At 68.7% G+C, this 13,988-nt stretch carries 11 protein-coding genes and 1 rRNA gene; 6 read left to right on the forward strand and 6 right to left on the reverse strand.

Translation table 11 applies throughout. The features are described 5' to 3' along the window. Both QSK35_RS04330 and QSK35_RS04335 read right to left on the reverse strand, forming a co-directional pair. Positions 1 to 318, reverse strand: a 16S ribosomal RNA gene (locus tag QSK35_RS04330); the annotation flags it as partial. Between the two features lie 281 nt (positions 319 to 599). Further along, positions 600 to 1,037: a nitroreductase family deazaflavin-dependent oxidoreductase gene (locus QSK35_RS04335; protein WP_285742534.1), complete on the reverse strand. Its 438-nt coding sequence runs from the start codon at positions 1,035 to 1,037 to the stop codon at positions 600 to 602. 24 nt (positions 1,038 to 1,061) lie between these two features. Between QSK35_RS04335 and QSK35_RS04340 the strand changes: the two genes are divergently transcribed. The 4 genes from QSK35_RS04340 (at position 1,062) to QSK35_RS04355 (ending at position 5,900) form a co-directional block, all read left to right on the forward strand. Further along, entirely contained in the window at positions 1,062 to 2,114 is a 1,053-nt protein-coding gene (locus tag QSK35_RS04340) for a lycopene cyclase family protein (protein WP_285742536.1), read from the forward strand. Between the two features lie 43 nt (positions 2,115 to 2,157). Continuing rightward, positions 2,158 to 3,831, forward strand: coding sequence for a GGDEF domain-containing protein (locus QSK35_RS04345; RefSeq protein ID WP_285742538.1), 1,674 nt, complete (start codon positions 2,158 to 2,160; stop codon positions 3,829 to 3,831). Between the two features lie 83 nt (positions 3,832 to 3,914). Continuing rightward, complete coding sequence (locus QSK35_RS04350) at positions 3,915 to 5,039, forward strand: carboxylate-amine ligase (protein WP_285742539.1); 1,125 nt, start codon at positions 3,915 to 3,917, stop codon at positions 5,037 to 5,039. A gap of 72 nt (positions 5,040 to 5,111) precedes the next feature. Then, entirely contained in the window at positions 5,112 to 5,900 is a 789-nt protein-coding gene (locus tag QSK35_RS04355; protein WP_285742540.1) for an SAM-dependent methyltransferase, read from the forward strand. A gap of 158 nt (positions 5,901 to 6,058) precedes the next feature. On the opposite strand, the gene QSK35_RS04360 is transcribed toward QSK35_RS04355, so the two are convergent. From QSK35_RS04360 to QSK35_RS04370, 3 genes are read right to left on the reverse strand one after another with little or no spacing between them, the layout of a single operon-like run. Continuing rightward, positions 6,059 to 6,889 (reverse strand): UbiA prenyltransferase family protein, encoded by an 831-nt coding sequence (locus QSK35_RS04360; RefSeq protein WP_285742542.1) that lies wholly within the window; start codon positions 6,887 to 6,889, stop codon positions 6,059 to 6,061. Further along, entirely contained in the window at positions 6,877 to 7,992 is a 1,116-nt protein-coding gene (locus QSK35_RS04365) for a cytochrome P450 (RefSeq protein WP_285742543.1), read from the reverse strand. Before QSK35_RS04365 ends, QSK35_RS04360 begins: the two co-directional genes overlap by 13 nt. Next, positions 7,989 to 9,230 (reverse strand): prenyltransferase/squalene oxidase repeat-containing protein, encoded by a 1,242-nt coding sequence (locus QSK35_RS04370; RefSeq protein ID WP_285742545.1) that lies wholly within the window; start codon positions 9,228 to 9,230, stop codon positions 7,989 to 7,991. The genes QSK35_RS04365 and QSK35_RS04370 overlap by 4 nt, the downstream gene beginning before the upstream one ends. Before the next feature lie 157 nt (positions 9,231 to 9,387). Here QSK35_RS04370 and QSK35_RS04375 point away from each other — a divergent pair, with 157 nt between their 5' ends. Next, positions 9,388 to 9,798, forward strand: a complete 411-nt coding sequence (locus tag QSK35_RS04375; protein ID WP_285742547.1) for a CBS domain-containing protein — start codon at positions 9,388 to 9,390, stop codon at positions 9,796 to 9,798. 158 nt (positions 9,799 to 9,956) lie between these two features. Then, on the forward strand, positions 9,957 to 13,664 hold the full coding sequence (locus QSK35_RS04380) for a 5'-nucleotidase C-terminal domain-containing protein (protein ID WP_285742548.1): 3,708 nt from the start codon (positions 9,957 to 9,959) through the stop codon (positions 13,662 to 13,664). A gap of 10 nt (positions 13,665 to 13,674) precedes the next feature. Here QSK35_RS04380 and QSK35_RS04385 read toward each other — a convergent pair whose 3' ends face one another. Further along, the gene (locus QSK35_RS04385; RefSeq protein WP_285742550.1) at positions 13,675 to 13,974 is read right to left on the reverse strand and encodes a cupin domain-containing protein; all 300 of its coding nucleotides are present in this window, start codon (positions 13,972 to 13,974) and stop codon (positions 13,675 to 13,677) included. Positions 13,975 to 13,988: the final 14 nt, after the last annotated feature.

The following is a 13,988-nucleotide window of genomic DNA, read 5'->3' on the forward strand; positions in this document are numbered from 1 at the left end:
CTCAGTCCCAGTGTGGCCGGTCACCCTCTCAGGCCGGCTACCCGTCGTCGCCTTGGTAGGCCATTACCCCACCAACAAGCTGATAGGCCGCGGGTCCATCCCATACCGCCGGAACTTTCCACCCTCCATCATGCGATAGAAGGTCGTATCCGGTATTAGACCCAGTTTCCCGGGCTTATCCCAGAGTACAGGGCAGGTTACCCACGTGTTACTCACCCGTTCGCCGCTCGTGTACCCCGAAGGGCCTTACCGCTCGACTTGCATGTGTTAAGCACGCCGCCAGCGTTCGTCCTGAGCCAGGATCAAACTCTCCAATAAGGACTTAGTTTGATCACACCAGACGGAATAGGTCTGGTTCTAGCAATCATTACTCAAAGGAAACCCCTGACGAGGGGTTTCATATTACTGGCTGTGTTTCGGCACGCTGTTGAGTTCTCAAAGAACACGCGCTCACCGCAGCTCATCTCCCTTAGGAGACTTACTTCCGAGGCTTTGTGTTGCCGCACTCCGTTCCGATTTGTTTCGGCCCGTTCCGCGCTGGCAGAGAGAAACTTACACGAGGGTGTTTCCAGCTCCAAATCGGGGGGTCGGAAACACGTCTACCTGGGCTTTTCCAGTCGAAACACGGGGTGAAACGCGGCTTCGGCGGCGAACAAGTGGTCCGGATCACCATGACGAGCTTCGAAGAAGGGCCGCGTGACCGGTTCGGCGGCGACGTACGCGCGCAACACCGGCCCCGCCTCGAGAGCGGACACCTCCACGACCTGCGCGTTTCGCACATGCCGGCCGTTCCGCAGCGTCACAGCGCCAGCGGCCCGGACGTTGCGCACCCAGTCCCGGACCCCATAAGGAGCGACGAGCCACTCCTCGCCCGCGAACCGCAGCACCCGGATCGGAGTCGTCCGCGGCAGCCCGCTCCTGCGACCGGGCACGGTCAACAGCACGTAGATGGACGGCGCGATCCCCCACGACACCGCCCGGCCGATGACGGCGTTGCCCACCCGGCGAAGCAGTCCGTACCGATATGTCTTGACCACGGGAGCAAGACAATCATGGATGCCGTGACCGATGTGCTGATCGCGGGAAGTGGCCCGGCGGGTCGCGCCCTCGCGCGGGCGTGCGTGACCAGAGGGCTCACCACGGCTGTGGTCGACCCGAACCCGGACCAGGTGTGGACCGCGACGTACGCGGCGTGGGAGGACGAGCTCCCCGAAGACACACCGACGACGTCCCGCAGCACGACCGTCCGAGCCATCGCCATCGAGGAACACCGGATCGACCGCACCTACGTCGTCCTGGACAACACGTCCCTGCGGAAGCTTCCCGACACCATCACCCGATACAGGGGAAAGGTCGCCGAGCACGTGGACGGTCCACACGGCACGACCGTCCAGCTGACCGACGGCCGCCGGCTCGCCACCGCCCTTTTCGTTGACGCCCGCGGCACCCGCACCTCCCCGAGCAACGCCGAACAGACCGCGGTCGGCACCGTCATCACGTCGGACGAGACCGAAACGACACTGATGGACTGGCGCAATGGCGACACGTTCCTCTACACCGTTCCGCTGGGCAACGGCCGGGTACTGAAGGAGGAGACGTCCCTCGCGCGCCGGCCGGGGATGCCGCTGAGCGAGCTCCGCAAACGACTGCACCAGCGGGTCACGCCGGAGAGCACCCTGGAAGAGCGGGTTCGCTTTCCCCTCGACGTCCCCAGAAGCCGACGACTCTCGTTCGGCTCGCGGGCGGGGTTCGTGCACCCGGCGACGGGCTACAGCGTCGCGACGGCGCTCAGCCTCGCCCCGCGCGTTGCGGCCGCGTTCGCCGACGCCCTGCCCGCGAGCCCGCGCGCGGCGCGGATGGCCGCGCAACACCTGCTGTGGCCGCCCTCCGCCAAACTGGTGCACCAGCTCAGGCGAAAAGGTCTGGAGGCGTTGCTGAGAATGGACGCCGCCGAGACCCGGGAGTTCTTCGAGCTTTTCTTCCGTCTGCCGCCGGACCTGCAGCTGGCCTACCTGAGCGGCCGGGACGACGTCAAAGGCACCACGACGGCGATGTACGAACTGTTCCGCGCCGCCCCGTGGCGGCTGCGCGCCAAACTCATGAACACCTGGTGAACGCCCTAAACAAAACTCGTTCGGGACGGCACCATCTGAGACCGTGCCCGCATTGCTGGATGACGTTCGCTTCGCCTTCCAGCCGCTGTTCAACCTCAACACCGGGGGCGTCGTCGCGGTCGAGGCACTGGCCCGCCCGCACGACGGCAGCGTGCAGGATCTACTGCGAACCGCCCACCGGGCGGGATTTCTGGCGAACACCGACGTAGGACTCGCCTGCCGCGCACTGCGCCAGGCCGCGGACTTCGACATCCTCCTCCCGCTGCACCTCAACCTGCTGGCGCTGACGATCGCGGACAAGCCCGAACTGATGGGCCCGCTCTACGGGGCGCTGCGCGACACCCGGCGCGACCCGTCGTCGGTGGTCATCGAGGTCAACGCCCCGTACACGCGGGTCGGCAGGCGGAGGCTGTTGCAGGGCCTGCAAACGTTGCGCAACAACGGGTTCCGCATCGCGCTCGACGAGATCGGCGAGGGTGACGTGCCGTTGTCGCTGCTGGCGGAGTCTCACCCGGACTTCGTGAAGCTCGATCGGGACGTCGTCACCACGCTCGCCGACGATCCGGCGCGCTGTGCCCTGGTGCGCTCGCTGGTGCACCTCGGGGAGCACACCGGCGGCCTCGTGGTGGCCGAGGGTGTGGAGACCGAGACGCAGCTCAGCAGCCTGCGCCGGCTCGGGGTCGGGCTGGCGCAGGGCAACATGCTCGCGCCCGCGTCGCGCCGGCCCGCGATCAACGCGCGGATCGCGCCGGAGGCGGTGACGAACACCGGCGAGATCCGGCGTAACCGGGGACCACGCATCACTGACTTCCTGCACCCCGCCACGACGCTGCCCGAGCATGCGACGTCCGACGAGGTGCGCGAGGTGCTCGCGTCGCAGCCGGGGATCACCGGCGTGGTGCTGGTGGACGAGGAGGGCCGGCCGCGCTGGTCGGTGGACCGCAACCGGTTCCTGCTCGCCGTCACCGGGCCGTACGGGCACGCGTTGCACGCCAAACGGGAGGCCGCACGGCTCGCGGACAAGCCGCACCTGATCGGGCCCGACGCGAGCGCGCTGGAGCTGCTGGACGTCGTCGCGCACGCCAACCGCGAGCGCACGACGGACGACCTCATCGTGGTGGACAACGCGGACCGGTGCATGGGCATCGTGCGTGTCGCGGACGTCGTTCGCGGTGTGGCGGAGCTGAAGGTCGAGCAGGCCGCCGCGTTGAGTCCCCTCACCCGGTTGCCCGGCAGCGAGTCGCTGGCGGGTGAGGTGGAGGGGCGGATCGCCCGGCAGGAGATCTTCGCCGTGTCGTGGCTCGACGTGGACGGCTTCAAGAAGGTCAACGACACCGTCGGGTTCGCGGCGGGTGACGACCTGATCCGCGCCATCGGGCGAGACCTGTCGGACGTCGCGGCGCGGTTCCCCGGCGTGCAGGTGGGTCACGTGGGCGGCGACGACTTCCTCATCGTTGCGGGGCTTGACGAAACGGTGCCGCTGTCGGCCCGGTTGCTCGACAAGCCATACACGGCAGAGGGGATGGCGGTGACGGTTTCGCTGGCTACGCTGATCTGTGCGGCAGGCTCGGTCGGGTCGTACCACGAGCTGTCCCGTCTACTCGCTCCGGTGAAGGAGCACGCGAAGTCCCTCGCCGGCTCGAGCTGGGTGATGGGCCGTCCGGGTACGGAACGACGCGATGTCCTGCGAGGAGTGGCGCAGCGCGCGGTGAGTTAACAAGTTCAACCCAATCGCCTCCTGTCCGCTCCTGCTGCTCACTCATAGCATCGAGCTGGCTACTCAGCGCACAGGAGGCTCGCGTGAAGGTCAGCAGCCCAACCCAATCCGTCCCGGCCCAGCGGACGAGCGTCGACGGCGTGCTCTCCGTTGGCGTCGAGGAGGAGTTCGTCCTGGTCGACTCGGCGACCGGGCACCTGGTGAACCGCGCGGCGGACGTGCTGGAGGACGCCGACCAGTGCCTGCAGCCGGAGATCGCGCAGTTCCAGGTCGAGTCGGTGAGCGGCGTGTGCATGGGGATGACCGAGCTGCACGACGAGCTGACGGCCGCGCGCCGGACGCTGTCCGAGCGGGCGGCCCGGTATGGCGCCGCGCTCGTCGCGGCGGGCACACCGGTGCTCGGCATGACGACGCCGACGCCGTTGACGAGCTCCGCGCGTTATCACCGGATGTCGCAGGAGATGGGCGCCCTCACCAACGACATGGCCATCTGCGGCTGCCATGTGCACGTCGGGCTGCCGGACGACGAGTCGAAGGTCGTGGTCAGCAACCACATGCGCCCGTGGCTGCCGGCGTTGCTGGCGTTGACGGCGAACTCGCCTTACTGGACCGATGGCGACACCGGCTATGCGAGCTGGCGGTACATGGTGTGGAGCCGCTGGCCCTCGGCCGGCCCGCCGCCGCTGTTCGAGTCCGCCGCCGAGTACTTCGCGGCGCGCGACGAGATCGTCGCGAGCGGCGCGGCCATGGACCGCGGGATGTTGTACTGGGACGCCAGGTTGTCCGCGCGGCACCCGACGCTGGAGCTGCGGGTGTGCGACGTGGCGGCGACGGTCGAGGAGGCCGTGCTGATCGCCGCGCTGGTCCGGGGGATCGCTTCCACCGCGCTGACCTCACCGGTCGACGCGATACCGGTGCCGCAGCACCTGTTGCGGGTCGCGATGTGGCGGGCCGCGCGCGACGGTCTGGAGGGTTTCGGCCTGGACCCGATGACCGGTGCGCCGACTCCGGCACCCACAGTTGTGGCGTCACTGGTGCGCGCGATCCGGCCGGCGCTGGAGCTCGCCGGCGACTACGAGCTGGTCAGCGACGGCGTGGACCGGTTGCTGCTGCACGGTTCCGGTGCCGCGCGGCAACGCCGGGTGTTCGCTCGGAGGGGCCGATTGGATGACGTGGTGAAATTCTTGGCGGCCCAAACGATCGAGTGAAGTGTCACCCGATCGTGTGTACTTGCCTGTGCGCCGTCGAGGTCGCCCGGCCACTGGTGTACTTACTCCACCGTGGCCACTCCCATCTGGGCTCCCGGCGTGAACGGTCCGGAGCGACCGAACACCGCCCGAGTGCGTGATTACTGGCTCGGTGGTTCGCACAACACCGAGGCGGACCAGGCACTCGCCGACCACTTCGTCGCCGTCGCACCCAATCTGCCTTACCTGGTGCGGACACACCGGTCGTTCCTGCGCCGGGTGGTCACCAAGCTCACCCAGGCCGGTGTGCGGCAGTTCCTGGACCTCGGTTCGGGCCTGCCGACCGCGGGCTACGTGCACGAGATCGCGCCGGAGGCGAACGTCGCGTACGTGGAGATCGATCCCGCGGTGGTGATGGAGGGCCGCGAGGTCGTTGCGGACAATCCGCGGGCCGAGGTTCTGTGCGCCGACCTCTGCGACGTGGAGAACGTGCTCGCCTCCACGACGGTCCTCGACCTGTCGCAGCCGGTCGCGCTGCTGCTGATCGACGTGCTGCACTTCGTCCCGGACTCCGCGGACCCGGCCGGGGTGATCTCGAGGTACCTCGACGCGTTCGTGCCCGAGAGCTACCTCGCGATCTCGCACTCGTGCCAGGACCCGTTCCTGCTGTCCGCGCCGACGTTGTACACGGCGATGTACCCGGAATCCGTGCCGCAGTTCACCTTCCGCTTCCGCAAGCAGGTCGAGGTGTTCTTCGCCGGCCTGGACGTGCTGACGCCCGGTGTCGTGCCGATCCCGATGTGGCACCCGGACCTCTCCGAGGACCAGGACCGCAACCCGGAGAACTTCGAGGGCTTCGGCGGGGTCGGCCGCAAGTTCTAGTGGCGTGACACGCAACGTTGGCGGTGAATTCACGCTCAGCGGGACACCTCGCGGCACCGGCCCCACGCCCACAGCCAACCAGGATGAGGACGCGGGGCCGGCACCCCGATGCGTCCACCTGACCGCGAATTCCCACGGCAACGTTGCGTGCCACGCCACTAGGCCAGCATGGGAATCGACGCGACGACCACGGTCGAGCAGATGACCAGCGTCATGCCGTAGCGGCGCATCAGGCTTGTTGTCGGGAGTTCCGTCGCGAGCAGGAAAGTCGCGCTGGCGACGACGCCGGCCACCGCCCACGCGCCGCCGTATCGCAACCACAGGCCGCCGCCGAGCAGCAGCAGGCCCGCGACGGTGATGCGGGCCGTGACCATCAGCGCGTGCCGCCTGCCGTGCAGCACCACCGGTGTCAGCGCGCCGACCCGCGCGTCGGCCGTGCGGTCCGGAACGGCCCACCACACCGCGCGGGCCGACGCGAGGATGCACGCACCGGCGAACACCAGCCACACGGCGGGGTCCGGTTGTCCCCCGGCGGCGCCGTAGGCGATCACGGAGGGCAACAGCCAGTTCGTGATGCTCATCGACACGGGACCGAGGTAGCCGCGGCGTTTGAGGCGCAGGGGTTCGACGTTGTACGCCAGGTACACCAGGATGATCAGGGCGATTCCGGTCGCGGCCTTCCAGCTCACGACGGTCGCGATGGCCAGCGCGATGATCATTTCCAGCGCGACGAGCACGCCCAGCCGGTACGTGCCGATCTCCCGGACGGCGTCGGCGATGTGGCGCTTGTCGTGCGTGGCACGGTCGTTGCGGACGTCGGCCAGTGCGTTGAGCGGGTTGCCGGAGACGATCACGATGAAGTTCGCGACGATCGCCAGCACGACGATCAGGTCGAACCGGAGCCCGTAGCACGCGCCCCACGTCGCGCACACGATGTAGTGCAGGCCGAACGGGTGCTCCAGCCGGTGCACTCTGATCAGGGGCGGCATGTGGTCACCATCGAGAGTCCCGGCGGCGGGGCCATCGCTGCTCCTCTCAGTTGCGGCTCACAGCTGCGGGGCGGCGGCACGCAGACGACACGTCTTCGGGCCAGCAGCGCGGTGACGATGAGCCGGATCTCCAGCAGGGCGAGGTCCATGCCGGGGCAGTGCCGCACTCCCCCGCCGAACGGGAAGAACCGGTTGTTCGGCGGCTTCCCTTTAAGGAACCTCTTGGGATTGAACGACTTCGGATCGTCGAACTCCGGGCGGCGGTGCGCGAGGTAGATGCTCGGCGAGAGCACGACGCCGTCTGAGGTGACGCGGTTGCCCGCGAGCGTCGCGGGCGGGCAGAGCCGCAGCGACTCCATGATCGTGGCGGTGAGAAGTTCCTCCTCGCCGGCCTGGATCTGCTCGACCAGCTCGGGATTGCGGTCGAGCCAGTAGACGGTCCACGCCGTGGCGCTCGCGGTGGTCTCGTGTCCGGCGAAGAGCAGCGACACGAGCTGGTCGCGCAGACCTTCTTCGGGCAGCAGGGCGGCGAGCGCGGGTGGTTCGGCGGTTCTGGCCCGCTGCAACAACATCCGGTCGAGCTCGTCGTCGAACCGTGGCGCTCCCCCGCCGAGGAACCGGTGTGCGAGCGTGCGCATCCGGTTGCCCAGTCTGCGGTCGAGCCAGTTGGTGAACGCGGTCAGCAGCACCTCGTCGTCGGTGCCGAGCAGGATGCGCCCGACGACCCGCAGGGTCAGCTTGCGGGTCCACGCGGCGAGGCCGACGCGATCGCCGGGTCTCAGCTCGGCGACGGTGCGGTCGACGAGCTCGCGAATCGTGGCCTCGTGCAGCCGGCCGCGCAGCGCGGGCACGATGATCCTGCGGTACGCGGCGTGCGATGGTCCGTCCATCCAGAGCAGGGATCCGTTGCCCAGCAACGGACTCAGCGTGCGGCTCTTGGGATGACCGAGCTCGCGGTCGCGACGCCACAGCCACGAGATCACGTCCGGGTGCCACACGAGCCACCGGTCGTCGCGGAGCCGCAGCACGCCGTCGGTGTTCCCGTCCTGCTCGTCGAGGAACGGGATCATCCGGAGGGCGAGCCGCAGCTCCTGACGGTTCATCCCGCCACCCCGCAACAGGATTCGTGCAGCGCGGCCATGCCTTCCGCGTGCACGATCCGGGTCGGTGTGTAGAGATCCTTGTCGTGCCACAGCGGCGGATGCTCGCGGTCGCCCCACTCGGTGAGGAACCGGCAGCCGAGCGCGATGGCGGGGCTGAACCTGTTGGAGCGCACCAGGATCTGGATCGCGTACGCGGTCTCCTCGTACGTGCCCTCCCAGCGGCCCCACGAGCCGTCGGGCCGCTGCGTGCGTTCGACCCAGTCCGCGGCACGGTCGTCACCGTGCAGCGCCGTGACGCAGCAAACCGTTGCGTAGTAAGGCGAAGCGTGCCACTTGTCGACCCAGAAGCCCTCCGGGCTCTGCGTGTCCCTGATCCACTCCTCGAGCAGCGGATCGTGTTTCAACGCCTGCAGCACGTGCGCGTTGGTGCTCGTCGACGGCGTGCGTTCGTCCGGGAAGCAACCGAAGTGCCGGCCCGTGCGGTACCGGTCGAGCACCGCGGTGTCGGTCCGGTCGAGCGCGAACAGCGCGGTGGCCGTGTCGTCGGCGTCCGGCGGCAGCCCCGGTCCGGCGCAGGCCCCCTCGTCGGTGATGAGCAGATCGAGCGCGGGCGCCGGGATCCCGGCGTTCTTCAACGCGGTGAGCACCCAGGCGCGCTCGAACAACGGCACCGGCACGCCGACCGGCACGGGTCCGCCGTACTTCGCCTGCACGGCGTTCAGGTAGTCGAGGCTCGGACTTGGTCGAGGTTGTCGCAACCAGGTTGCCGTAGCGGCCGGTGAACACGCCACGGCACCGTCCACGGGCACGACCTCGGGCCGGTCACCACCGAAGATCTCCAGTGTGTGCCACAGCTTCGCGGGCAACGGCCGGCTCGCGATGTGGTCGAGCACCGTCGTGTCCGCCGGGATCCCGAGCTCGCGGCACAGCGCGGGCACGATGAGCTCGACCGCCACGGTGTCCGGCAACGGCAGGCCGAGGAGCCGGTCGAGCGCTCTTCGTCCCTTCTCGTTGTGCGGCAACGCCGCCACCGCGCTCAACGTCGGGACCAGCGCGTACTCCCCCGGCCCACCCCAGGTGCCGTCGGCGTGCTGTGCCCGTTCGAGGTACCGGATCCGCTCGGCGTGTCCCGCCAGCCAGGGTGCTTTCGCGACGACACGCGCCGTCTCGTACACAGACGGCGTGACGTCGCCCCACGGATCGGCCACCATGTCTGATAACAGCTCGTTGATCTCCATGAGCTGGCCCCCTATATCAGCTGAGTAACCGCTACACCACTGAGAGTAGCATTTCCCAGCAGACGGTCTAGAGGCTTTAGCCCTTTCAGTCCATCAGACGGCGCGGCGCTCTGACCGGGAGCATGCTGAAACGCGGCAAGCGGAAAGGAGGCCAGCTGTGACCAAAGCGCGCGAAATCATGCATCCCGGTGTTCAGTGCATCGGCGAGGACATGAGCCTGCTGGAGGCCGCGCGAATGATGCGCGACCTGGGCGTCGGCTCGCTGCCGATCTGCGGCAACGACGACCGCCTGAAGGGCATCATCACCGACCGCGACATCGTCATCCGCTGCGTGGCGGAGGGACTCGACTGCTCCCGGACGAAGGCCGGTGAGCTGGGCGGTCACGTGCACTGGGTCGACGCCGACGACGACGTGAACCACGTGCTGCAGACCATGGAGTCGCACCAGATCCGGCGCCTGCCGGTGATCGAGAACCACCGCCTGGTCGGGATGGTGTCCGAGGCCGACCTGGCCAAGCACCTCACCGAGGACCAGCTGGCGGAGTTCGTGGAACGGGTCTACGCCTGAACCGTTGAAGTGCCATGAGGGGACCTTTGCGAGCGCTGACCGCCGTGAAGGGTCCCCTCATCGCACTTGCGCGAGCTCTTAGGGTCATTCGGCCGTAGGAAGGACGGGCGGACGGACCTACGATTCCATCGGGTCGGGGCAGGCACCGGGAGATTGCCATGCGCCGCACCCGAATCCTCGTCCTGGCCGCCGCCCTTCCGCTGGCGGTCGTGTCCCCACCGGTCACCGCCACGGCCGCTCCGGTGGCCGGAGCGGCCACGCGGGCGGTGTTCTTCGCATCCGACGGGATGCGGCCGGACCTCGTCGACCAGTACGCGGCGGCGGGCGCGATGCCCACGTACGCGAAGCTGATGCGTGATGGCACCAAGGGTGTCAACGGCATGGTCCAGGCGTTCCCGCCGAACACGGGCGTCGGCTGGTACACCATGGCGACCGGCACCTACCCCGGTGAGCACGGGTCGACGAACAACACCTTCCACCGCGTCGGCGAGTCGAACTTCAACAACCGCACGTCGTTCTCCGGCGCCGGGGTGCTGCAGGCGGACACGCTGGCCGCCAGCGCCGAGCGGGCGGGCAAGAAGGTCGCGCAGGTCGACTGGGTGGGCGGCGTGGCCGCGAAGATCGCGGGCCCGACCGTGGACTTCGCCAACTTCTTCTCCACCCGTGGCGTGCTGACCGCGCCGACCGTGCCGGACGAGCAGGCGGGTGCCGCCGCGTTCGGCCTGTCGTACCAGGTGGCGGCGTTCGCCCCGGCGAGCGGCTGGACGAACGTTCCCACCGGTGACCCCGCCGCGCCACCGCAACAGACGAGCCTGACCATCAACACGACGTTCGCCGCCCAGAACCCGACCCGCACCTACGACGTGTACGTCTTCGACTCGAACGCCGACGGCACGGCGGCCTACGACCGGGTGCTGCTGACTCCGGCGAGCGCTGGCAAGGACGGCGCGCAGGCGGTGTCGTTGACGCAGGGCGACTTCAAGGAGATCAAGCTGCGCGGCGCGAACGGCCTGATCGGCGCGCGGGCGGGCCAGGCGGCGGGCTTCTACACCAAGCTGATCACCCTCGCGCCGGACCTGTCGTCGTTCAAGCTGTACTTCACCTCGGTCGAGCGCCTGATCGCCACGTGCTCGACGGCGGCGTGCAACGCGTTGCCCGCCGGTGGCGCCGGGGAGGACCGCCTGGAGAAGTACCTCGCGGAGAACGTGCCGACCGCGGTCGCCGCGGACTTCGCCCCGCTCGAGGCGCGGATCATCGACGAGGACACCTACGTCCAGCAGGGCCTTGATCTGGAGAAGGCCTACGGCGACGCGACGCTCGACTACATCCTCGGCACGCTGCAGCCGGACACGCAGCTGGCGCAGGTCGGCTACCCGGTGACCGACGAGTTCTCGCACCAGTTCCTCGGGCTGACCGTTCCGACCGACATGGACGGCGTCGCGAACCCGTACTACGACGACGTCAACGGCGACGGCGTCAAGGACAACCGCGTCGCGGCCCGCGAGGGCTACATCCGCTCGGCCTACCACGAGGCCGACGCGAAACTCGCGCGCGCCCGCGCGTTGATGGGCGGCAACCCGACCACGTTCGCCGGCAGCGACCACGGTTTCGCGCCCCAGTGGTACGCGCTCAACGCGGGCAAGGTCCTTCTTGACGCGGGCTTGCAGGGCGTCGAGCAGTCGGGCAACTGCCGCGTCGGCTCGTCCGGCGTGACGAAGGCCAAGGCCTGCTATGCCGGTGGCACAGCGCAGATCTACATCTCAGTGGCAGGCCGAGATCCCGGCGGCGTGGTGCCCGCGGCGGACTACGAGGCCGTGCGCACGCAGATCATCAACGCCTTCAACGGGTTGACACACAACGGCAAGCAGGTCGTGCTGAAGGTGATGAAGAAGGAGGAGCTGCGCAACGTCGACGGCTCCGACTCGCTGCACCCGTCGCGGTCCGGTGACGTGGTCGTCGTGACGCGGCCGCCGTACCAGTTCGACGGGGCGACACCCGGTCAGGTGGTCGCGTTCAGCCAGTTCTTCGGCCAGCACGGTTACCTGCCGGACCTCGTCGACCTGGCGCACAGCGTGAACATGCACGCGACGTTCGTCGCGGCCGGACCGGGCATCCGCAAGCAGAACCCGCTGGCCGGCGTTCGCGCGATCGACCTCGCACCGACCATGGCGCTGCTGCTCGGCGTCCCCGCCCCGCAGAACGCGCGCGGCCGCATCCTGTACTCGCTGCTGCCACAGCCCGGCGCGCTGAAAGAGCTGACGCTGTTGAACATCAGCGACTACCACGGCCAGCTCGTGCCGCTGTCCGAGGCGGCCGACACAGTGCCGGGCGGCACGGACCCGCAGTTCGGCACCGGCGGCGCGGCGTTCCTCAAGACGTGGTTCGACGTCTACCGCGCCGAGTCCACGAACGGCTCGATCACCGTCGCCGGCGGCGACTCGGTGGGTGCCACGCCGCCGATCTCCGCGTTCTTCGGTGACAAACCGACCATCGAGCTGATGAACGCCATGGGCTTCACCTTCGACGGACTGGGCAACCACAACTTCGACAAGGGTCAGACGTACCTGCGGCAGACCCTCGTCCCGTTGGCACAGTTCAAGTACCTGTCCGCCAACATCGTGGACGCGAACGGAAAGACGCCACCCGAGTGGGCGCCGTCGGCCGTCGTGGACATCTTCGGCGGTGTGAAGCTCGGCGTCATCGGGTTCTCCAACGACGACCTGCTCGAGCTCACCAGCCCCGGCGCCATCGCCCCGTTCCAGCTGACCAACTCCACGGCGGCGGTCAACGCCGAGGCCGCGCGCCTGAAGGCCCGTGGTGTCAACGCGATCGTGGCGCTCGGCCACCTCGGCGCCACGGCCGGGACGCTGACCAACCCGACCGGCCCCGTGGTGAACCTCGCCGACAACGTGTCCAATGTGGACGCCGTGCTCGGTGACCACACGGACTTCCAGGTCGTCTCCACGAGGTCGAACGGCGTACTCGTGACGGAGAACCGCAGCAAGGGCCTCCGGTTCACGCGCGTGCGGCTCGTCGTCGACACGAACGCCAAGAAGGTCGTCTACAAGACCGCCGACTTCCACAAGCCGTGGGACATCGGCGTCACGCCCGACGCGGCGATCCAGGCCCGCATCAACGACCTGAACGCCCAGCTGGCCCCGATCCTCGGCACGGTGATCGGCAACTCGACGCGCGTGATCCCGCGCGCGGACGCGTGCGGCAACGCCCAGGGCCGCACCTGCGAGTCGCTGGTGGGCAACCTCGTCACCGACGCCATGCGGGTCAAGTACGGCACGGACTTCGCCGTCACGAACTCCGGCGGCCTGCGCGCCGACCTGACGTGCCCGACGACGGACAACCCGAGCGACTTCTGCCCGGCGTTCGTCCCGCCGCCGTACCCGATCACCCGCGGCCAGGTGCTCGGCGTGCTGCCGTTCGGCAACGTCGTGGCGACGCTGACCCTGAACGGGGCCGAGCTGAAGACCATGCTGGAGAACGGGGTCTCGCAGATGCCGGCCGTCGCCGGGCGCTTCCCCGAGGTGTCCGGGCTCTGCTTCACCTACGACATCTCGGCGCCCGCCGGTTCACGCGTGGTGTCCGCGGTGCGCTCGGCCGCCGACGGTTCGTGCACCGGTGCGCCGGTCGATCTCACGGCGGGTTCCACGTACACGTTGGCGGAGAACGACTTCATGTCGACGGGTGGCGACGGCTACCCGAACTTCGCCAGCCGCGTGACCACGCGGGAGATCATGGACCAGGTGCTGGCCGACCATGTCGCCGCGACCACGCCGGTGTCCCCGGCGATCACCGGCCGCATCACGTGCACAACGAGCGGCGCGACCCCCTGCCCGGTGGTGGTGCCATGACAGGTGCCGACTAACGCCGCTTGATCCACATGCCGGGCCGGCGCTGGTGCAGGGTGAGATACCCGAGCCCGCGCGGCCCGGCGTGCAGCGAGCGGCGAGTCCCCCGAGGCAGCCACACCAAAGCACCTGGCTCCAACGAGTGTTCGACGTCGTCGGCGTGTGCAGTGCCATCCCCCTCGACGACCACGATCAGCACGTCAAGGTCCGGCTCGACGTGCGGCTCGATCCGGTGTTCCGGCGACAGGCGCACGAGGTTGGCGTCCAACTGCCTGCCGGGCTCCGTCAGCCGCCAGTCCACCATGGCTCCCATACCCCGCATTCTAA

This window comes from Lentzea sp. NBRC 105346, from assembly GCF_030269605.1.
Lineage (GTDB): Bacteria > Actinomycetota > Actinomycetes > Mycobacteriales > Pseudonocardiaceae > Lentzea.

What these genes read in the sequence shown, in the direction of transcription:
- QSK35_RS04380 (WP_285742548.1), top strand. Translation starts at nt 9,957, where the DNA reads ATGCGCCGCACCCGAATCCTCGTCCTGGCCGCCGCCCTTCCGCTGGCG.
- QSK35_RS04385 (WP_285742550.1), bottom strand. Translation starts at nt 13,974, where the DNA reads ATGGGAGCCATGGTGGACTGGCGGCTGACGGAGCCCGGCAGGCAGTTG.
- QSK35_RS04365 (WP_285742543.1), bottom strand. Translation starts at nt 7,992, where the DNA reads ATGAACCGTCAGGAGCTGCGGCTCGCCCTCCGGATGATCCCGTTCCTC.
- QSK35_RS04360 (WP_285742542.1), bottom strand. Translation starts at nt 6,889, where the DNA reads ATGCCGCCCCTGATCAGAGTGCACCGGCTGGAGCACCCGTTCGGCCTG.
- QSK35_RS04370 (WP_285742545.1), bottom strand. Translation starts at nt 9,230, where the DNA reads ATGGAGATCAACGAGCTGTTATCAGACATGGTGGCCGATCCGTGGGGC.